This is a genomic window from Bradyrhizobium sp. CB2312, from assembly GCF_029714425.1.
Classification (GTDB): Bacteria; Pseudomonadota; Alphaproteobacteria; order Rhizobiales; family Xanthobacteraceae; genus Bradyrhizobium.
On record NZ_CP121668.1, the window covers coordinates 2,653,595 to 2,673,956 of the forward strand.

Below are 20,362 nucleotides of genomic sequence, written 5' to 3' on the forward strand. Positions count from 1 at the left end.
GGCGCTGCAGCGCAATCCCGAAATTCCCCCTAGGTGAATGTCGAGCAGCAAGCAGGTTGCCGTCTGCACGCTGCCGCTCTCAAACAATGCCTCGGCTGAGGCGCAAGTACGGCTCTCGATGCCGTGGCACGCCAATAGCCGTTGCCACGCTCTTCAGAAGACTCGCATCGTCATCGACTACGACCACAACTGTCTGCTGCGCCATCCTGTCAGCCTCTAGCCGCTAACACGACGGCCGCAAGGGTGACCAACCTTTGATCTGCATCAACGGAAAGTCCGCTGGCGCTGGCTGATGTTACCGCTGGGACCTGCGAGGCGCAGACGCACTGGCCGGCCGCAACTCCATGCTGGACACGCCCGCTGTAATGTTCACGCCGGTCTGACCCTGCACGGACAGTGGCTGCAAAGCGACCGTGCGGTCCGAGCCGCCGATCAGGAGGTTGGCACCCGCTCCGGCGCCGACGGTGCCACCGGCGGTGGCACCCGTATAGGTTCCCACCAATGCCGCCCGGCGTAGTGTGGTCGGTGCAAAAACGGCCCACGTCAGCTTGCCGCCGGACGTGGCGCCGATGTCGAGCCCAAGCGTACTGACGGTGCCTTCATAAGCCTCGCGCGCCCTGCCTCTCGCCGATTCATAGATGCAGCTCAGTTGCCGCTGTCCAGCGACAATCATGCCAACGCCCGGCGATATGTTGCAGGTGAGCGTGCCGACCTGCGTTCGCCCAGCCTGCTGAGCCGTAGCAGGAACAATGGCCAGGGCGAGCACCAGGGCGGCGTATGCGATTGGTCCGTTCAGCATTGCTTTGTTCATGGGGCGGCCTCCAACGACGTATTCTGGTGCTCCCCAACGCGGACCAGCATTGCGACGTTCCTGTTTCTCGCACATGCGAAGCCGAAAGGCGGGCTGGCGCAGAACCTATCGCGGCGAGAGAGCTGCGAATAAAGGCGCTAGATCAATTATCAGGACCGCCAAGGAGCCCGGGTTCGCTCCGCCGCGCCGGTCGATGACTGAGTGAAGTCCGTTTGTGGGCCACAAGCCGACGTAGGTTAGGTCACGCGCGAGCGTACACCCGGTACGCCGTTAGCTCCAACACGGCGCGTCTCGCTTACCCGCCGACCAGCCTGGGAAAAAAGACGGTCTCTTCCGCGAGCGGGTCGAACGATCGAATCTGCGAGACCTGACCTGGACCGGTTCGGACGGCGGCGGTAAAGCCTTCATTCGTCAGTTCGCGGAAGCGCTGCTCCGCCTTCGCCTGTGCGTCGTTCGGGTCGAAACGGTGCCGGCTGTCGCCGCTGCGGTCCATCACAAACTCTTGCCGATACTCTAGGACCCGGGTCCGGCCGAAGCCGCGAAGTTTCAAGAGGAGAAGATTCCCGCGAGATCCAGCCGTTGTCCGACGGGAGAGCTCGCGGCATGTCGGCTCAGCCTTCGGAACGAGAGCTGCGCGAAGTCCGCTAAATTCGTTGCGACCTGCCAGAGCAGCCATTATCGCAAGTGCAGTATTCGACTTTTGTTGTCGAATTGACTTCCGTTCTGAGGAGTCAGAGATTTGGATTAAGATTCGGATGGCGCCCGCGCCTGCGCCCGCTCGACTGCAATGACCTTGTTGGCTGCTTGTTTGTTCCAATTCACCAAAGACCTTGGTTCAGAGAGATCGGCTACGGAGCAATTCTCGGCTTAGCGAAATCCTGTTAGCTACCTTTAGCGCGCTGTGCTCATCCGTCTCCAAGGCGATCTTTTGGGCAAGAATGACGTCCGCAGCCGCCAAGCAACCAAGAGGCATGAAACACAAACCCATCCTGGGACGGCCCGCATCATCGATCTCGCAAACGTTCGGCGGAACTATCCCATAATAGATGCGGTATCGTTTTCCGCTGTCACAACCGACGACCTCGAAATAGCCAGAGCCATCGAATTGCTCTCGTTGGTCTGGCGATAGCCAGTCCCGCATGAGCCGCAAGCCGCGCGCTTCGCTCGTATTTTTCCAGTACAGCTTGCGAAGAGCCGTGATGCGCGAGCAAGCCTCGACCGGCGGGGAGGTCACGTGAAACAGCCCGATCTTCGTTGCGTGCGACTGGTTGAACATCCGGATCGCCTCGGATGTTGGCTTCAACAGGACCTTGCAGCCCTTCCGTTCGAAATAGGCTTGGGCCTCCGGTGATAGGTGAAGGTTGCCCATCTGACCCGAGCCAATGACGACCTGGTCGCACCCTTTCTCAAAGAGAAATTTCGCCTCGTCTTTTGAAAGCACGTGCGAGGTACCATAGAGCTTCTTTGATAACTTCTTTTTCCGCTTCACAACCTCGCCGGAAAGGCGAATGACTACGTCGTGCTCATAAATCTTTCCATTAATCGTAATCGCGCCAAATGGGGTGCTCTCAATTCTCATCGCGGCCTCCTCTCAATCAGACTTATCAGCCCATCAGAAGGTTGCCAGTCACCTCGCGCCTCATCATCATGATCTGATCTTTCGTCAGGCCGTCCTTTATCCGGTCGGTGACTGCACATGGCTGTCATGAGTTGCAGCCAACTTGCGCCGAGCGACTTACCCACGGAGCAATCGGCGCCGACTCAACCGGAGCAGACGACTACTTTATCTCAGGCGTTTGGCCAGCCCGCGATATGGTCCCCTAGAAACCATTGTCCCCCGCGCTTACTCGCAGTCCTGCTCAGCCGCCGTCAACTTTTGCTGGGACGGTGCTGGTTCGGCCGCTCCGGCCGTGGCCCTCTTTGATTGTTCAGTGGGCGCCGGGCGGGTCTGCTCGACCGTGCCTGCCGTCCGGTCCGGTTGCTGCGCGGAGGGTGCGGGCTTGGTCGCCGTTGATTGCTCGGCGGCGGTCGGCTGGCTCTGCATCTGGCGCTGCGCATCTTCCGACGACGTTGCGGTATGCTCCGAGGCTCTGCCCATCGAAGATGTCGGCGGGTGCTGCTTGGAATCAGCTGCTGTGGAACCGGTGGTTTGTCCGGTATGGCCCGGGACATTTCCTGATCCTGCATCGCGGCTCGCCGTGTTGCAGGGACCGGCATACACGGAGCTGGCGCTGAAGGCGAGCACCGCACCCAAGATGATAAGTCTGTTAGCGATCATAGCCCTTCTCCTTTGGCTCTCTGGACGACTGAACAAAAGTATGGGGCCTTCCGTTCCGGGCGTCGCGTGACCGGCGACAACATTGACCGAGGCATAAAAGGTTGGCGGCCTCTTCCTCTTCATCATCGGCTTTGCCCACTTCGCGTGCCACCAGAAGACGAACGTGTCTCGACCAATGAAGCCTCAAGGGCAACCCAGCCAGCTAGGTTGAATGGGAGACCCGCGACTTCTGATGCGGGTTTCTTGCTAGAGCATCCGAGCTGGAGTTGAGCCGATGTCGGCGACGATAGATTGGTGATTGGCGCTGCGACATGTTCTCCCAGGAACGCCCCCGTCGCGGCCGAGTTAAGCCGACAAAGCCCACCTGTGAGGGAGACGAAGCCATGGCCCGCGCAACAGCCCATCCGGATCATCAATGCATCTCAAGCGAAGACATTCAAGGAACCGAGGTTTATGGAGCAGACGGTAAGAATATCGGCGAAATTGATCACCTCATCATCGACAAAGTGTCAGGTCGCGTAGCCTATGCCGTCATGAGCTTTGGTGGATTTGTCGGCTTGGGTCACAGCCATTACCCCATTCCCTGGGGCGCTCTGGCCTTTGATACGTCGCTTGGTGGTTTTCGAACCAACATCACCGAGCAACAGCTGAGGGACGCGCCTGAGTTCAGTGATGACTCATGGCAGGATCGAGACTGGGAAACGCGCACCCACCAGTATTACGGAACGCCGACGTACTGGGAGGCGCGACCAGGTGGCCTATAACGGCAGGCAGCGCACCTGTGAAAATTCCAAATCGTGAGTTGCCAGCTGCCCCACGGAACAACTGATTGACTAGCCCCTGGGCTGGCATGATGCGGTCGATGAAGCAGGGGCGGGAGACGGCAGAGTTGTCAAGAGACCCAATTTACGGTCCTTGATCTCATGCGCCCGCGCACAGGGACATGCACGGGGCGCTATCGGATTTGATCCTGCCGAATTGTCGCATCCGATACTTGCCAGTGGAGATCATTGGCGGCTACGCGATTATGGCGGCCGCGAACCATCGCTGCTCATTATCGCTGCTCCAATCAAGCGACCCTATATTATCTGGGATCTCGGGCCAAACGTCAGTGCCATCCGCTACTGCCTGAGCTGGGGCGTGCGCGTGTGCCTCCTCGAATGGATTGTGCCGACAGCATCAGGCGGGCATGTCGGGCTCGATGAATGCGCAAGAGGCATATCCGTATGTGTGGCGAGGATCGCAACCGAACCGAAAGCGATGAAGCCCTTCCTGATCGGCCATTCGCTTGGCGGGACGTTAGCGGCAGTCTTCTGTGCATGCGAACCGCGAGCTGTGGTCTGTTGCTTCTCGGCGCGCCCCTTTGCTTTGAACCAGCGACGAACAGATTTCGCGATGCGCTCGTTTCGATGATTCCGCCTGACTTGAGTGAAACCGGCATCATCCCGGGCTCGCTGTTGTCGCATGCAAGCGCATTCGCCTCCCCTGACACATTCGTATGGTCCCGCATGACGGATGCAGCAATGAGCCTTGGCGACTTGCGAGCCCTGGATGTCCATGCGCGCGTTGAGCGCTGGGCTCTGGACGAGGCTCCGCTCCCGTGGAAGCTGGTCCACCAGATTGCAGAATGGCTGTACCGGGAAAACCGGTTCTGCCGAGGCGATCTCACCGTACTCGGTCATACGATTGGCCCGTCATGTCTCGATGCTCCGATGCTCGCGGTCGTCAACACGGCAGACGACGTTGCACCGCTCGGCTCGATTGAACCGTTCCTTGATGCGTTGCCTACCAAGGATGTCACGCTCATCAAATACCGCGGCGAAAACGGCATTGCATTGCAGCACCTCGGAGTTCTTCTGGGGCGGGAGGCTTACGTGCTTATCTGGCCGAAGATCGTCGCTTGGCTGGCGTCACATCGCTGATAGACCGGTTCGGCGGCAAACCAGCGCAGATATCGGTAAAAGATGGAGCGGAATTCGCTCGGCGAGCAGATGTCCGTTTCGGGTCTTGGCCGTGTAAAAACGGCCTTACAGGCCGTCAGTCTTTGAGCCAAAACTGAGCCGACCTCAGGCCACGATCGCGGCGATCAGCGGCCTGATCCCAAGGATATTCATTGCTCGGGTCAGATTATAGGCCAAAACCGAGAGCGCCATCTCAGCGGCTACCTTTGGAAGGGTTTTGGTCAGGAAGTGCGTCGCTCCCATGCGTGCCTTCATCGTGCCGAACGGATGCTCGACAGTCTCGCGACGAAGGCGCATAGCGAGCGGGTTCGCATCGAGCCGCTGCCGCACGGCGTCGAGCAGATCCTCGTGCTCCCATCGCGTGATCCGTCGCTCTGACCCGGGCGTGCACTGGACCTTGATCGAACAATTCTTGCAGGCATTGGTCCAGTAGCGCCGCAGCATCTTGTCGGCTTCTTCGTTTGTATAGCGATACGGCAATCGCTCTCCGGCGGGACAACGATAGGCGTCTTCCTCCGGCAAATAGACAAAGTCCTGCTTACCGAAGCGTCCGTCTGACTTGGCGCCCGAAGTCATCGGCTTGGGCAGAGTTACCGTGATGCCGACCTCGTGGCAGGCGAGGATCTCTGGACTGCTGAAGTAGCCACGATCGGCAACGGCCTTGAGCGTCTCGGTCTTCAGAACAGCCTTCGCCTGCTTGGCCATGTTGGCAAGTTGTGCTCGATCTGAGCCGCTGTTCGTCACCTCATGCGCGATGATCAGGTGATGGTCGGTATCGACAGCAACTTGGACATTGTAGCCGACAACGCCGGATCCGCGGCCACTGGTTGCCATCGAACGGCTATCCGGATCGGTCAGCGAGATTTGCTGATCCGGCGAAGCAAGCATCTGCTTCTCGGAGGCAGCAAGCTTGCCCATTTCCTCCTTCAGGTTTGTCAGCTTCTCGGTAAGCCTCGTCACCTTCGCCGCCAGCGCCTCGCTCGCCTCCTGTCGGTCTGCCGTGTCAAGTTGGCTCAAGTAGCGCGCGACGCTCTCCTCCAACTGAGCACGTCGCCGTTCCACCTTCGCGCGCGTGAAGTTCCTGTCCCGGTTGTTAACGGCCTTGAACTTGCTGCCATCGATGGCGACGCTCGCTGTCGCGAGCAGGCCCATCTCGCGGCAAAGTTCGACGAAGCGCGCGCATACCTTGCGCAGCGCCAGGCCGTTGTCCTTGCGGAAGTCCGCAATCGTCTTGTGATCGGGAGCGAGCCGACCCAGCAGCCACATCACCTCGACATTGCGCCCGGCCTCTCGTTCCAGCCGCCGGCTCGATTGCACTCGGTTCAGATAGCCGTAAATGTAAAGCTTAAGGAGCACCGAGGGATGGTACGACGGCCGACCGGTGGCCGCCGGCTCCGCACCCTCAAAGCCCATCTCAGCCAAACCGAGCGCATCGACAAATACGTCGATCACGCGAACTGGGTTACTCTCGTCAATGAAGTCATCGAGGCATTCGGGCAACAGCGTCCGCTGCCCACGATCCGCCTCTTCAACGAAGCGCCTCATCGATTCCCCCAAAAGAATCACAGGAGAATCATAACAGCAGCCCGCCGTTTTCACACAGCCAGGGTCAAAGGCTGCCCTCGACAGGCAGCATGACCTTGGCCAGCTCCCCGCTCGGAAGCGGACACTGCAGCGCGCGGGCGGAGGTCGGCCTCGGGCCCAGGCTGTGTGAAAAGGCTCTGTTTGAAATGATTCGCGCGCTAAGATTCCCGGCGATTTTACGGGGAATCTAATGAAGCGCTTTGTTGAAGGGTTGGATCGCGGCCAGAGCACACTGTTTCCTGCCTCGCTCGACGACTATGTGGCCGAGGATAACCCGGTGCGAGCGGTCGACGTGTTCGTCGATGATCTCGATCTCGACAGGCTCGGGTTCATCGGGGTCCAGCCATTCGACACCGGCCGACCCAGCTATCACCCGGGTACTATGCTCAAGCTCTACATCTACGGCTATCTTAATCGGGTTCCGTCGAGCCGACGCCTAGAGCGGGAATGCCAGCGCAACATCGAGATGATCTGGTTGACGGGGCAGCTGGCGCCGGACTTCAAGACGATCGCGGACTTCCGCAAGGACAATGGCAGGCCATTCGTGAGGTCTGTCGCGAGTTCGTCGCGCTGTGCCGCAAGCTTGATCTGTTCAGTGAAGCGAGTGTTGCCATCGACGGATCAAATTTCAAGGCCGTCAATGTACGGGACTAGAACTTCACCGAGGCCAAGATGAAGAGGCGTCTCGGGCGGATCGATGAGAGTATCGCCCGCTATCTCTCTCAGCTTGAAACCGCCGATCGGCATGGCGATGCGGTGCCGGAGGCGAAGGTTGAGCGGTTGAGGGGCAAGATCGAGAGGCTCAGGGAAGAGATCGTGCGCCTCAACTCGATCAATGCGGAGATGATGAAGAGCGAGGACAAGCAAATCTCACTGTCCGATCCTGACGCACCTGCTGGAGGCGATGCAAACGTAAGCGACATTTGTACGTCAGATCGTCGGCATTCGGGTTCAGAAGCTTCTGGCTGCTCATCGGGCCGCCCGAATCAAGCCGCGAAGCCGATGCCGGACTTTCGACCTGCGCCGAAAGAGGTTCTCACACAGCCTGGGCGACGGCGCAGCTCGCGTCCGCTTTCTCCGAGTGCCGCCACCGTGTCGACCATCATGCGCATGCCGGGCATGCCGCCGAGATGATCCCACACCGTTGCCGCGACCACGCCGCCCGGCCGAACGACGCGGCGCATCTCGGCCACTGCCTTGCCGGCTTCGGGAACGAAGTGGAGCACGAGAAGCGCCAAAGCGCGGTCGAACGCGCCCCGCTCGAAGGGCAGGGCGCAGGCATCCGCCTGTCGGACTTTTATTCGCGGATTCGTGTTGCGCCGGATCACCTCCTCGACAAAGACTGGTGAATAGTCGACCGCGTCAATTTCGGCGAGGTCGGCGGCTTTGACGAGCGCGAAGGTCAAGCTCCCGCTGCCGCAGCCGAGGTCGAGAATCCTTTCGCCGTCGGCAGCCCCTGTGAAGTCGATGAATAGCGGCGCGAGTCTTCGGCTCCAGCGGCCCATGAGTTGCTCATAGCCCGCAGCGCTGTGGACGCTGAATTCCGAGGTCATCGAAGTCTCCGTGCGCTCGGACCTCGACGGGGTGGTTACCAAGCCGCTAAAGCAATCGCATTGCAATCGCGGCGAGCACGCCGTGCGGCTGCTCTATGACGCGTATGAGAAGATCCGCCACGGCGGGCTCCATTTGACGGCTACCATGCCTCCTCGAGGCCGAGATGCTCGAACACCTCGCGACGAAGCTCAACGAAATGCGGATCGCCCCGGTGGCGAGGATAGGGCTGGCTGTTGACGACTTCGGCCTTGACCCGTGCAGGTCGGTCGCTCAGCACGATGACGCGGCCGGCGAGCAGGAGCGCCTCCTCGACATCGTGCGTGACCAACAGCGCTGTGAAGCTCGAGCGCTGCCAAAGTGATACAAGTTCCGTCTGCATCGCGATGCGAGTGAGCGAGTCGAGCTGGCCCAAAGGTTCGTCGAGGATGAGCAGCGTCGGGTCGTTGACAAGCGCACGCGCCAGAGCCGCGCGCTGTGCCATGCCGCCGGAAAGCTGGTGCGGGTAGGCATTGGCGAAGTCCGTGAGCCCCACCAGGCGCAAGGCGTCTTCGATACGTCCGCGATGGGTGCGCAGCAAGCCGCGGGCTTCCAGACCGAGCGCAACGTTGCTCCATACTGTCCGCCATGGATAAAGCGTGGGGTCTTGAAAAACGACGACGCGCGACGGATCGGGTGCTTCGATCTCCCTTCCCTCCGTTAGCAGGGCGCCGGCTGTTGGAGTGTCGAGCCCCGCGACCAGTCGGAGCAGTGTCGATTTTCCGCATCCACTCGGTCCAAGGATAGCGACAAATTCGCCGCGGCCGACCTGCAGGCTGATGCGGTCCAACACCGGTAGGGGCTGCCCTTCGAAATTGAAGCGATGGCTCACTTCGCGGAGTGTTAGCGTCGATCCACGGACCGAGTGATCGCCTGACATCGCCGCTACCATCGCACCAGACCTTTCTGCCAGGATAGCAGGCGATCCCGGAAGCGGAACAACAGCGTGATCAGCCCTGAGCACAAGAACGCCATGAGCAGCAGCGCGGCGTACATATTGGCATAGGCCGCCCAACCCTGCGCCCATTGCAGATACCAGCCGAGCCCCGCCTTTACGCCCAGCATTTCGGCTACCACAAGAACCGCGAACGAGTTGCCCAGACCCATGAACAGGCCAACAAAGACATGTGGCATTGCCGCCGGAATGGCCACCTTGAGCACGAGAAAGCGCTGGGTTGCGCCCAAGGTCCGCGCAATATCGTAATAGGCGCTCTTCACGCCGGCGACGCCCGACCAAGTGAGCACGGTGACCGGAAACCCGGTGGCGAGCGCGATCAGGAAAATGCTGGCGCTGAAGCTCGACGGGAAAACGAAAAATGCGAGCGGCAGCCAAGCCGTCGCGGGCAGCGGCCCGATGAACCGCAAGACCGGGTGAATCCAATAGCCGGCGAGCGGCGACCAGCCGATCGCCACGCCGGTCACGAACCCCACCGTCGCACCGAGAAAATAGCCGGTCGCTAGCAGACGAGCTGAGGCGAAGATGCCCTCAGCCAGCCGGCCCCAATCGTCGATTACGACTTCGATGATCGCCTGCGGCGGTGGAAAAAACGGCAACGGCAACAATCCGAGCTTTGCCGTGACGGTCTCCCAAGCAGCCAAAAACACCGCCAGCGCGAAAAGCCACGGAAAAAGCCGCTGGAGGCGCTGAAAAGCAACCAAACGAACGCCGACAAGGGCCGCCAAGGCAAGGACAAGGGCCAATGCGCCGCACGCAATGGCGAAGCCGCCCGTGTAGGCCCAATCGCTTTCGAGCTTATCTGGCCAGAACGCAGCGAGCGCGGCGACCATAGACCATGCGGCGGCCACAGACAGTCCGCCGATTAGCGACCGAGCTGTAGAACTTTCAAAAAAGCCGAAACCCGATTTCTCTGATGGCCTCGGCACTTCATCGATGACCGAGCTCACTGCGGATGTTCCCAATCGGCTCAGCTTAGAACGTCAAGATAGATGCGGTCGGCGAACTTGGCCGGGTCAGTGCTTCGCTTGATGACGTTCACTGCCTTGAGTTCATCGGTATAGAGTAAAAGTTGCTTCTTGAGCACCGCCCCGACGGGATGATTGTGGTGAGTATGGCTGCGATACATGGTGGCGAGATCCTCTACGGACCCTCTCCCGCCGTAGCCCGAATAGATCGTTGCGGCATCGGCGGGATCGCTGGCAACTCGGTCCGCCCCCTCTAGTATCGACCGTGTCAGAGCGGCCGCCACCGCCATTTCGCTTCGGGTGAGGCTGCCACGTATCGCGAGAACGCAGCAGGTGCGGTCGGCGAATTCACCCGATAAATTCGTCGCGATCTCGTTGAGTTTGCCTTCCTTAAGCCAGATGTAGGGCAGCGGATCTATCTCGGCTAGCGCCTGCACTTCGCCCTTATCGACGGCAAGCGCGAGCAGATTGGCCGGGTACTGGCGCCACTCTACCTCTTGGGCCGGATCGATGCCCTTCTTGGCGAGATAGATCGAAAAGAAGTTCTTCGCCGGGCTCGCCTGATCGCTAATCGCGATAGCCTTGCCGCGCAGGGATTCCAGGCTGTCAATATTCGCGGCCTTGGAGCCGAGGAGCCGGATGCAGCCGCCGTGCACACCCGCGGTGATCCGAACATCGAAACCTTGCTCCAACGGTTTGAGCCAGCGCAGGGCCAATCCCAAACCAGCATCGGCCTTGCCAGTCGCAATCGCCTCCAACAACTGGTCGGTCGAACCGCCGAAATTGACGAAATCGACATCGAGATTGTGCTTGGCGAAGATACCCCGTTCTTTTGCGACCGGCGCAGCGACCGTGCACGCCGCGTTCGCGTTCCAGGCGAGCTTTAGGTGCCGGGGCGGCCCCTGCAGCTCTTCGCTGTTGGCCGCGGTGCGGCAAATAAAAGGGGCGCCAGGAATATAAGACAGCGATCCAGTCCCGGATGCCGTCAGCGCGCGAGCCGCTCCGAACATCCCAAACGGCGCTGCGGCGCCGAGGGTGCAAACCAACGACAGCACCGAGCGGCGGGAGAAGGCGCCCCGCTTCGCTTCGGACAGATCTTTCGTTAAACTGTTGCCAATTTCGCGCTTTTCCATGTGTCGCTCCCAAACTCGCGTGTGAATGGAATGGAACTGGGTGGCGCTTTGCGGGGCCGTAGCTCCCCTCTCTTCGGGCATCATGCGAACCCGTCTGCTACACAAGCGTGAAGCGCTTCACATTACCGCAAAAAATTGAAAGCAGATAGCTGCGCGGCGATTAAGGCAGCCGTCAATCGTATTGACCTACTCACGGCAGCGTCTGTCACTTTTGACCCGCGATCGGCGAGAGCGGATGATGGATCTTCCGGTGGGTGCGAACGCACCAGCATGGAGCCTCTGTGTTGCGCGAATTGAGGGATGCCTATTCCAACTATTATAGGGTGAGGCCGAACTTCTAACGTTAGGTCCAGCAGGCTCTGGAATAGTCGGATTGTCGCAGTAGAAGGCTAACGATTCGTTCGGCTTTGCGCCTTTGACCCATGTCGGCTTCCCGCTTCGCTTGCTTGATCGCGGGAATACCTCAATGTTGCGGTCGGAGGCATCCTTGCAAGGAGGTCGCATGATTACCGCCGTTGTACGATACAAACTGCCGCCGCAGATCGACTGCGCCGCGTGTCGCGAACACTTTCACAAGATCGCACCTAACTTCCGCGAGGTGACGGGGCTGATCAGCAAGCACTTCATCTGGTCCGAAAGCGGCTGGGCCGGCGGCGTGTACCAGTGGGAGCGCATCGAGGACGCCAAGGCGTTCTACACCGGGCCGTGGCTCGACGGCATCATCCAACGCTACGGCATGAAGCCGCAGATCGATTTCTACGAGGTCGTTGCGGTGACAGACAACACGTGCGGCAAGGTTGAGCTGTTTAAGGAGGCCGTTGCCTCCAAATGACCCCTGAGCAGATCTCGCTGATCTGCTGTGCGAGAGGTGGCGGTCCGTCGCGCAGGCGAATGCCGGCGCTCGCTTCCGCCTGTGGGGCGAGCTCTTGACGCAAGCCGGCGCGCCGCAGGCTGCACCGCGACGCGCAGTGTCGCCTAGGCGAGGCTCATAAAGTCGCGGACGTCAGCTTTCGACGACCAAGCGGAAATCCTACGATCAGCCAGAGCATTGTCGCTCGTGACCCAACTCCCACACGGCGACGTGCGTCGTCGTGCAGCCGATTAACTCGATTTTACCCCATTGAAGCTCCGAGCTGACGTCCGCCGTGCCGCTGGTCTCGAGGCACGGCGGCGTTCACGCGCGTCACCGCGCGCTGCCCGTGGTAAGCTCTTGCGAGTGCACCGGGATCATCAGGTGCTCATTGGGTTTGCCGGGGAACATGACGTAAGGCTGGGTCGCGTCCTTGACGTCCAGATCGCGCGGATAGGGACTGAGCATCTCACGTGCTGCGCCCCCGACAATCATCACGTGCGGGCCGGTCTGGACCCAATGCTTGTGCGTGTGGCGTTCGGCATGATCATGATTGCTCGTGCCGGTGTCCCCGGCCAGCATGAAAATCAGGCCGATCTTGTTCGGCGGCTCCTGTTTGGCCTGTAGAGCTTTGCGCCATTCCATGGCGTTTTGGTCATCGCATTCGGGCGTTCCGTCCGTGCCGATAAAGCACGTGAAGCCGTTCGATCCGGTTTGGACGGTCTTAGAAGACCCATCCGCCTGCGGCATGGTGATCGTCGCGTTATTCACGACCGAGGGCGGGGCGGCGGTCTTCACCTTGGCGATGTACTCTGGTTCGGTCTTCGGGACTTCCTCCGTTGGAAGAGCCGATGCCGAAGTGGTGGTGAAGGCTGCCAAAGCTACGCAGAACCCAACCGACGCGAGAGCATAGAACCTATTCATGGCTTACCTCCTGCAAGTGGGGCAACCGCACGAATTGTACACCGAAAACGACCGGTGCATCCTCCGAAAAGTATGGCAGGGAAATCTTCAAGTTCCGCCGCCGCCAAGTCGGGGGAAACTAGCTGCCGTTGAGCTAGTGCATTAAATCAATCCTTGAGCGGACGCGACTTCGCTAGAAGCTCAGCACCCACGTGCTCAACATGTCGATCACGGTCCAAAGACAGCAGAGACTCCCACCAAGGTGCGCCATGCGGGCGTGGCTTGCACGCCGTTGTAGTCGTTGAAGACTGGGATGCCGACAAGCACGTAGCTCGACCAGTTATCGACCGTCAGCCGAAGACCCGGCGAAACGAAGATCGTGTTGCCGCCCGAATTGGGATCACTGATCCCGGCAATTCGCTGTCTGCCATGCAATTCGCCGTTGATCTCGAGTAGCGCATCGAGCGCAATGTGGCCGTGCGGTGCGGCGATAGTCGGAGCCTTGGTTACCCTGGAGTGGCTACGACCAGCATGCGCATAAGCTTTCCGTGGATCGTGCGTATGCGGCTCGCTCGTGGTCTCGCCGAAAACCCGGTAAGAAAGCGCGGCGTTATAATGGAAACGGTTGCCAAGGTTGGTATTTTGCGTTCCGGTGCCAGTAGCAATCGCGAGCACGTTGGCATGGAAGCTCAACGCTGAGGTTAGACGCTGGCTAAACGCTGCGCCGACTAGCCCGTCCCAAGAGCCCGATCCTCGCTGAAATTCGGCCTCGAAGAGTTCACCGAACCTGTCAACGAGATCGGTTGTACCCGTCGGAGCCTTGACCCCAAACAGTACTGCCGCTTGCGTTCCGCTTACCTGATTGTTCACGAAGCGGTACTGTCCAAGTAGTGTGACATCACCAAATCCCGATGTACTGCCACGGTCACGCACAGCGGCCTGGTCCGCCGGGTCCTCCTGCGCGGCTTCGAGGATGCCGGTGCGGCGTACCCTTTTAACCCTGACGGACCCGCCATGCGGGCGCTGCAATAAATTGGAGGGCGTGGTAGACTTTCTGTCCCCTCGGTCCGGACTGGATAGCGTGAAGTCCCTAGGGGGCCGTGATGCAGCAGGTTGCCGACTGGCTCGAAAAGCTCGGCATGTCCGAGTACGCCCAGCGTTTTGCTGAAAACCGCATTGATTTCTCGGTCCTTCGTGAACTGACCGATCAGGACCTGAAAGAGCTCGGGGTCGTCCTCGGTGATCGCCGAAAAATATTGCGCGCGATTGCCGACATCGACGATATCGAGAAGAACGCACCAGCCGCGCCCGCCGGGGCGACTGCAGCGCAGCGTCGTACACCCATCGCGTCAGAGCCAATCCCCATCGCGACGCCACCGCCGATCTCCGCCGAGGCCAGCGGCGAGCGCCGCTATGTCACGGTGATGTTCTGTGATCTCGTCGGCTCGACCAGCATTTCCGCGCAGCTCGACGCCGAGGAGTGGCGCGACCTCGTCGGCGGTTATCTCGATGCCGCGTGCGCTGCGGCGACCGAGATGGGCGGCCATGTCGCCAAGAAGTTGGGTGACGGGCTCATGGTGCTGTTCGGCTATCCGGTGGCGCAGGAGAACGACGCCGAACGCGCGGCGCGGGCGGCGCTCTTGATCCAACGCGCACTCGCCGACGTGAACCGCAAGGATACTGAGGCTGGCAAGCCAGCGCTTAACGCGCGCATCGGGATTGAAACTGGAGCGGTCGTGATCGACGCGGCGGGCGAGATTTACGGTGACGCGCCGAACGTTGCGGCACGGGTGCAGGCGCTGGCGGAGCCGGGTACGGTCGTGGTGACGGCGCGGGTGCAGCACCAGGTCGCCGGGCTGTTCGTCGTTGAGGACCGCGGCAGCCATGAACTTAAGGGCGTGCCGGAGCCGGTGACACTGTACCGGCTGGTGCGGGCAAGCGGTGGCGGACGCCGCGCGGGACAGCGCCATCTCGCGCCGCTGGTGGGTCGCGAAGAAGAGATCGCGATGTTAATGCGGCGCTGGGAGCGGGCGCGGCGGGGCGACGGTCAGTTGGTGATGATTGTGGGCGAGCCAGGATTGGGAAAATCCCGCCTGATCGAGGAATTCCACCCGCGGCTGCGCGAGGTGCCGCACACTTGGGTCGAATGGAGTTGCTCGCAGCTTCTGCAGAACACGCCGCTGCACCCGATCGCCGATTGGGGTCGGCAGCGCTTCGGCGGCGCCGACATACCCGCCGAGCGGCGTCTCGCGGACCTGGAGAATACGCTTGCGCTGGTCAAACTCGACCCGGCGGAGAATGTCACCTTGCTCGCGCCATTATTGGACATCCCCTTGTCGCAGGACGGTACGCCGACTTTGGAGCCGGAAGAATTGCGGCGCCGACAGCTGACAGCGCTCACCAATTGGATCATGGCCGGCGCGCGAACTCAGCCGGTGGTGCTGGCACTTGAAGATGTGCACTGGGCTGATCCGACCACGCTCGAACTGTTGCGCGGCATCGCCGAACGCGGTGCGCTGGCGCCCTTGCTCGTTCTCATCACCGCCCGGCCGGAGTTCCGGCCGCCATGGGGCATGCGCTCACATCACAGCACAATCTCCCTGGCTCCGCTCGATCGCTCGCAGGTGCGCCAGATGGTCGGCGAGCTTGCCTCTCGCTATGCGCTGTCAAGGGAAGTGGTTGACGGCGTGACCGATCGCACCGGCGGCGTGCCGCTGTTTGTCGAGGAGGTGACACGGCTCTTGCTGGAGAGCGGCGGGCGGGGCATCCAGGCGATTCCGCCGACCCTGCAGCAATCGTTGACGGCGCGGCTCGACCGGCTTGGCCCGGCGCGCGAGGTCGCCCAGATCGGTGCCGTTATCGGGCGCGACTTTTCCTACACACTCCTTCGCGCCGTGACCGCTATGGAGGACAGGCCGCTACAGATTGCGCTGGAACGGCTCGCCGAGGCGGACATTCTGCTGGTACAGGGCCTACCGCCCGATGCCGATTATCGCTTCAAGCACGTGCTGATCCAGGATGCAGCTTATGAGAATTTGCTTAAGAGCCGGCGCCAGGTTTTGCACCGCCGCGTCGGCGAAGTGTTACGCGATGATTTTGCCGCCACCGCTACGGTCGAGCCGGAACTGTTGGCGCATCACTTCACAGCGGCCGGGCGCAGTGATGCCGCGGTCGAGTATTGGCAACGGGCGGGGGATTTGGCGATGGTGCGCTCGGGCCACGCCGAGGCTATTCATCACTTTTCCGTTGCGCTGGACCTCTTGAGCAAGCTCGGTGAAAAGCCCGATCGTGCAGCGAAAGAGTTGGAGTTATGCGTCAAGCTCGGGCCGGCCCTTATGATGGTGAAGGGCCCAGGGTCATCGGAGGTCGAAGCAATCTATAGCCGCGCCGTCGCTCTCGAGGCGGGTGAAGAAAATTCAGCGCGGTTCAAGGCATTGTGGGGCCTCTACTATCATTCGATGAGCTCCGGACGCTTGCGTGCGGCGACCGCTCATGCCGACGAGCTTCTCGGGCTCGCGCAGCGCTTGGGCGCTGATGATCTCGTCCTAGAGGGGCATCACGCGAAGTGGGCGACGTCGCTTTGGTGCGGCAACTTGCCCGCTGCAGGCGATCATTCTCAAAAAGGCATTTCACAATACGACTGCACCCGGCATCATGCTCTCGCGTTCGCGTTCAGTGGTCATGATCCTGGCGTGTGCGCTCACGCGGCCGGCGCGATCAACCTGGCGCTGTTAGGCTTCCCTCAAAAAGCAATGAAACTCAGTGCCGAGGCCGTCACGTTGGCTCGGAGCTTGTCCCATCCGTACAGCCTCGCCCTGGCAATGTGGTTCTGTGCGATCGTCCTTCAGATCGGCCGCCAGAGACAATCCTGCCGTGATCTTGCAACTGAGCTGATCGAACTGTCGCGAGAGCACGACTTTCCCATGATGCACGGCGCTGGGATCTTCTTCTTGGGGTGGGCGACCGCGGATGGCGGCGAACTGGAGCACGGAATCGCTTCGATGGAACAGGGTCTCGCGCTCTTTTCGGCTGTCCGCCAAGTCACCAGACCTTACATGCTGGCCGTTTTGGCAAGCGCTAAATCAGATCTCGGTAGGCCGGACGAAGGGCTCGAATTGTTGAAGGATGCGCTCGCCTTGACAGCGGTGAGCGGTGAAGTTTGGTGCCAGGCCGAAATGCACAGCCTTAGGGGGCGGCTGCTTGCGGCGCGCGGGCAAACCGACGAGAGCGAAGCCTGTTTTCGATGCGCAATCGAAGTCAGCCGCGGACAGAGTGCGAAGACGCTGGAGCTGCGTGCTGCCACAAGCCTCGCGCGGCTCTGGAGCGACCGAGGCAGGAACGCCGAAGCCCGCGATCTCCTCGCCCCGATCTACGGCTGGTTCACCGAGGGTTTCGGCACGCCCGACTTGCAGGACGCCAAAATGTTACTCGACGCGCTGGCGCCATGAGGGCACCGATCTCGCGAGGTCTGTAAGGAACGTCCGCAGTTGATGCTGTGGACGGCTCCTCCACCGGCACGAGAGTGCCAAGGAGTGGGCGCCGTTTTAAGGCTCCCACGATTCGGAGGAGCAGCCTATGCAGTCAATTTCGGCGATCGGTCTTGATATTGCGAAGTCAGTCTTCCAAGTGCACGGCGTTGATGCATTGGGTCAAGTGGTCGTACGCCGTCAGTTGAAGCGCCGGAATGTCCTGGCATTTTTCCAGAAGCTGCCGCCTGCCTGGTGGGGATCGAAGCTTGCGCATCATCGCACCATTGGTCCCGTGAGCTGCAGGCGTTGGGACATACGGTACGGTTGATGCCTCCGGCCTATGTGAAGCCCTACGTCAAGCGGCAGATGACGCCACGGACGCGGAGGCGATCTGCGAGGCGGTGGCGAGGCCCAACATGCGGTTCGTGCCGACCAAGACAGTTGAGCAGCAGAGCTGTTTGATGCTTCACCGGGCGCGTCATCTCTTCATCCGCCAGCAGACTGCGGTCATCAACTCAATCCGCGCCTATCTTGCCGAGTTCGGGATTGTCGCCCCTGTTGGGCGTCGTGGTGTCGAGCAACTGCTGGAAGTCGTCGCCGATAAAGCGAAGACCGGGTCCCGGAGGTTGCCCGGATGTGCCTTGCTGCTCTTGGCGGTCAATTGCGCGCCCTAAAGGCCCAGATCCTTGAGTTCGACCGACGCATCATAGCCTGGCATCGATCAAACGCGACGAGCAAGCGACTGGACGCGATCCCCGGCGTCGGTCCGGCACTGGCGACAGCGCTGGTCGCCAGCATTGCCGATCCCAAAGCCTTCCGATCCGGGCGAGACTTCTCGGCCTGGGTTGGTCTCGTTCCAAAGCAGAGCTCGAGCGGGGGCAAAGACAAACTAGGCAGCATCAGCAAGCAGGGCGATCGCTACTTGCGCAGCTTGTTCACGGCTGGTGCGCTCGCCGTAATCCGCTACGCCAAGATCCATGGGACCGATCATCGGCCCTGGCTCACGCGATTGTTGGCCCGGCGGCCCACCAAGGTCGCCGCTATCGCGCTTGCCAACAAGCTCCCCAGGATGGCCTGGGCGATGATGGCCAGGGACGAACGCTACCAGGAACCGGCCGCGCTGGCGGCCTAAACGAGATCGCGTCGGGCATATCCGGCGTGACGTAACGGTTGGGAGGACGGACAGCACGTAATGCAGTGCCGGTCGACCCGGCGATCAGGATAACCCACATGGGCCATGGCATCTCGAATGCGTGCTTTTGACCGGGACCTGATCCGCGGAGGGCATTATGGCCAGCGGTCACGTGTACCGCGCGAAAAGGCCGAACACATGGCTGCTCCGACCAACCCTGCAGCGTGAAGATTCTTCTTGCCAACCCGGAGCCGTCCACACATGGCCCGTGGCCGACCCCCGCCGCGTGCGCCGCAATGTCCGCTTCGAACGGAGAGCTGACCAAGGGCATGCTGCCTGTCGAGGGCAGCCTTTGACCATCTGGGACATTCATCCGATCTTTTTCGGACGCTTGAAATTAGCTAGAATTGAGTGAGCTGCCCTCGAAGCGAGATCGCCGAAATCTCGCAGGGGAACGGGCGGCCATATGCCGCCGGCAGGCATTTTACTCCCATCTGGCGCAATCTTTTTAGCTGGCGCCGCAACGATCACATCGACAGGGCGAGCTTACCTTGCGTGCGATCACGGATGAGCTAAGGGAGAAACTGCAATGAACAGGCGCAATATTCTTGACATCGCGGCAATCACCACACTGGCTTTCGTCCTCCCGACCAGCAGCGTTATGAGCCAGAAAGGATCAATGAAGGAGCAACTGGCGGGAACTTGGACACTCGTCTCCGCTACGACCAAGCTCCCGGACGGCAGTCCGGCGTGGGGCACGAATCCGAAAGGGCTGCTGATCTTGACCGAAAATGGATACTTCTCGTCGCAGATCGTTCGCTCCGATCTTCCAAAATTCAAGTCCGAAAACCGCGCGCAGGGTACACCAGAGGAAAACAAGGCCGTGGTAGAGGGAAGCAGTTCCACCTTCGGTACCTATACGGTCGATGAGACGAAAAAGACCTACACGTTGAAATTTGAAGGAAGTTCATTCCCAAATCGGGTGGGGACCGAACAGACGCGGGCATTCACAATCGCTGGCGACGAATTAAAGATCGCCAACCCATCAACATCGGTCGGCGGCTCTTCAGAGCTTGTCTACAAACGCGCCAGGTAGGTCCAAAGCTCGCACACGTAGCACCATAGTAGCTTGTATGTCGTGGCGCCTGCTCTTGGTCCCTTTGAGACATGCCCGCCTATCGAGAAGGTCCGTTCACCCGGGTAGACCGGAAGTCGCCGTGATCCGGTAAGGCCGACGCCAATGACCCTGAACGGACCCGCTCGATTAGACTTGCCCCGCCGCGCCACTAAACCTCAAGCCGCAACGGGTGTCGTCAACTCGACGGCACCATCGGCACGCAGAGCAATTCGACCCCCAGTGGCCCCTTTCGATTTGAGAATGCAAAGATGAGGAGGACAACATGCCGAACGGCTACTGGATCGGGCGCATCGATGTGATCAAACCCGAATACACCAAAGCCTACGGCCCCGCCCTCACAGCGGTGCTCCGCAAATACGACGCGAAATTCCGGGTGCGCGGCGGCACCTTCGAGGCGGTGGAGGGCGAGGCGCGCGAGCGCAACATCGTGATCGAGTTCAAGGACTACGAAACCGCGCTCGCCTGCTACCGCTCACCGGAATACACCAAGGCGAGGGCACTGCGCGCGGGCGCCGTGGACATCGATATCATCGTAATCGAAGGCTACGACGGCCCGCAGCCAACGGATTGAGCCCCGCTTTGGCGGCGCG

The 20,362-nt window shown here is 60.6% G+C and carries 17 protein-coding genes and 4 pseudogenes; 9 read left to right on the plus strand and 12 right to left on the minus strand.

What is annotated here, in order from left to right; translation table 11 throughout:
• The first annotated feature begins 37 nt into the window (after positions 1 to 37).
• Positions 38 to 220 (plus strand): hypothetical protein, encoded by a 183-nt coding sequence (locus tag QA642_RS12570; protein ID WP_283084950.1) that lies wholly within the window; start codon positions 38 to 40, stop codon positions 218 to 220.
• A gap of 75 nt (positions 221 to 295) precedes the next feature.
• On the opposite strand, the gene QA642_RS12575 is transcribed toward QA642_RS12570, so the two are convergent.
• The 5 genes and pseudogenes from QA642_RS12575 to QA642_RS12595 all read right to left on the minus strand — a co-directional run bounded on the left by QA642_RS12575 (position 296) and on the right by QA642_RS12595 (position 3,089).
• The gene (locus QA642_RS12575) at positions 296 to 811 is read right to left on the minus strand and encodes a DUF992 domain-containing protein (protein WP_283084951.1); all 516 of its coding nucleotides are present in this window, start codon (positions 809 to 811) and stop codon (positions 296 to 298) included.
• Between the two features lie 295 nt (positions 812 to 1,106).
• Positions 1,107 to 1,304 carry a hypothetical protein gene (locus QA642_RS12580; protein WP_283084952.1) on the minus strand — a complete coding sequence of 66 codons (198 nt, stop codon included), beginning with the start codon at positions 1,302 to 1,304 and terminating at the stop codon, positions 1,107 to 1,109.
• Positions 1,305 to 1,646: 342 nt separating this feature from the next.
• On the minus strand, positions 1,647 to 1,952 hold the full coding sequence (locus QA642_RS12585; RefSeq protein ID WP_283086866.1) for a hypothetical protein: 306 nt from the start codon (positions 1,950 to 1,952) through the stop codon (positions 1,647 to 1,649).
• 183 nt (positions 1,953 to 2,135) lie between these two features.
• Positions 2,136 to 2,390: pseudogene (locus QA642_RS12590) on the minus strand (hypothetical protein); the annotation flags it as partial.
• A gap of 264 nt (positions 2,391 to 2,654) precedes the next feature.
• Entirely contained in the window at positions 2,655 to 3,089 is a 435-nt protein-coding gene (locus tag QA642_RS12595) for a hypothetical protein (protein ID WP_283084953.1), read from the minus strand.
• 383 nt (positions 3,090 to 3,472) lie between these two features.
• Between QA642_RS12595 and QA642_RS12600 the strand changes: the two genes are divergently transcribed.
• On the plus strand, positions 3,473 to 3,853 hold the full coding sequence (locus QA642_RS12600; protein ID WP_283084954.1) for a PRC-barrel domain-containing protein: 381 nt from the start codon (positions 3,473 to 3,475) through the stop codon (positions 3,851 to 3,853).
• Between the two features lie 555 nt (positions 3,854 to 4,408).
• Positions 4,409 to 5,011 (plus strand): hypothetical protein, encoded by a 603-nt coding sequence (locus QA642_RS12605; RefSeq protein WP_283084955.1) that lies wholly within the window; start codon positions 4,409 to 4,411, stop codon positions 5,009 to 5,011.
• A 144-nt stretch (positions 5,012 to 5,155) separates the two neighbouring features.
• Here QA642_RS12605 and QA642_RS12610 read toward each other — a convergent pair whose 3' ends face one another.
• Positions 5,156 to 6,595: an IS1182 family transposase gene (locus QA642_RS12610; protein ID WP_283084956.1), complete on the minus strand. Its 1,440-nt coding sequence runs from the start codon at positions 6,593 to 6,595 to the stop codon at positions 5,156 to 5,158.
• Between the two features lie 229 nt (positions 6,596 to 6,824).
• On the opposite strand from QA642_RS12610, the pseudogene QA642_RS12615 reads away from it, so the two are divergent.
• Positions 6,825 to 7,525, plus strand: a pseudogene (locus tag QA642_RS12615) (transposase); the annotation flags it as partial.
• A gap of 164 nt (positions 7,526 to 7,689) precedes the next feature.
• Here the strand turns inward: QA642_RS12615 and QA642_RS12620 are convergent.
• The 4 genes and pseudogenes from QA642_RS12620 to QA642_RS12635 all read right to left on the minus strand — a co-directional run.
• Positions 7,690 to 8,187, minus strand: a pseudogene (locus QA642_RS12620) (class I SAM-dependent methyltransferase); the annotation flags it as partial.
• 140 nt (positions 8,188 to 8,327) lie between these two features.
• Complete coding sequence (locus tag QA642_RS12625; RefSeq protein WP_283084957.1) at positions 8,328 to 9,104, minus strand: ABC transporter ATP-binding protein; 777 nt, start codon at positions 9,102 to 9,104, stop codon at positions 8,328 to 8,330.
• A 5-nt stretch (positions 9,105 to 9,109) separates the two neighbouring features.
• The gene (locus QA642_RS12630; RefSeq protein WP_283084958.1) at positions 9,110 to 10,129 is read right to left on the minus strand and encodes an ABC transporter permease subunit; all 1,020 of its coding nucleotides are present in this window, start codon (positions 10,127 to 10,129) and stop codon (positions 9,110 to 9,112) included.
• Positions 10,130 to 10,149: 20 nt separating this feature from the next.
• Positions 10,150 to 11,280 carry an ABC transporter substrate-binding protein gene (locus QA642_RS12635; protein ID WP_283084959.1) on the minus strand — a complete coding sequence of 377 codons (1,131 nt, stop codon included), beginning with the start codon at positions 11,278 to 11,280 and terminating at the stop codon, positions 10,150 to 10,152.
• 502 nt (positions 11,281 to 11,782) lie between these two features.
• On the opposite strand from QA642_RS12635, the gene QA642_RS12640 reads away from it, so the two are divergent.
• On the plus strand, positions 11,783 to 12,112 hold the full coding sequence (locus QA642_RS12640; protein ID WP_283084960.1) for a hypothetical protein: 330 nt from the start codon (positions 11,783 to 11,785) through the stop codon (positions 12,110 to 12,112).
• A gap of 351 nt (positions 12,113 to 12,463) precedes the next feature.
• Here the strand turns inward: QA642_RS12640 and QA642_RS12645 are convergent, their stop codons facing one another.
• Both QA642_RS12645 and QA642_RS12650 read right to left on the minus strand, forming a co-directional pair.
• Complete coding sequence (locus QA642_RS12645) at positions 12,464 to 13,054, minus strand: hypothetical protein (protein ID WP_283084961.1); 591 nt, start codon at positions 13,052 to 13,054, stop codon at positions 12,464 to 12,466.
• A 207-nt stretch (positions 13,055 to 13,261) separates the two neighbouring features.
• The gene (locus QA642_RS12650; RefSeq protein ID WP_283084962.1) at positions 13,262 to 13,966 is read right to left on the minus strand and encodes a transporter; all 705 of its coding nucleotides are present in this window, start codon (positions 13,964 to 13,966) and stop codon (positions 13,262 to 13,264) included.
• A gap of 170 nt (positions 13,967 to 14,136) precedes the next feature.
• On the opposite strand from QA642_RS12650, the gene QA642_RS12655 reads away from it, so the two are divergent.
• The 4 genes and pseudogenes from QA642_RS12655 to QA642_RS12670 all read left to right on the plus strand — a co-directional run bounded on the left by QA642_RS12655 (position 14,137) and on the right by QA642_RS12670 (position 20,343).
• Positions 14,137 to 17,481: an adenylate/guanylate cyclase domain-containing protein gene (locus QA642_RS12655; RefSeq protein ID WP_283084963.1), complete on the plus strand. Its 3,345-nt coding sequence runs from the start codon at positions 14,137 to 14,139 to the stop codon at positions 17,479 to 17,481.
• A gap of 127 nt (positions 17,482 to 17,608) precedes the next feature.
• Positions 17,609 to 18,634, plus strand: a pseudogene (locus QA642_RS12660) (IS110 family transposase).
• A gap of 589 nt (positions 18,635 to 19,223) precedes the next feature.
• On the plus strand, positions 19,224 to 19,730 hold the full coding sequence (locus QA642_RS12665) for a lipocalin-like domain-containing protein (RefSeq protein WP_283084964.1): 507 nt from the start codon (positions 19,224 to 19,226) through the stop codon (positions 19,728 to 19,730).
• A 304-nt stretch (positions 19,731 to 20,034) separates the two neighbouring features.
• Entirely contained in the window at positions 20,035 to 20,343 is a 309-nt protein-coding gene (locus QA642_RS12670) for a DUF1330 domain-containing protein (RefSeq protein ID WP_283084965.1), read from the plus strand.
• Positions 20,344 to 20,362 lie beyond the last annotated feature (19 nt).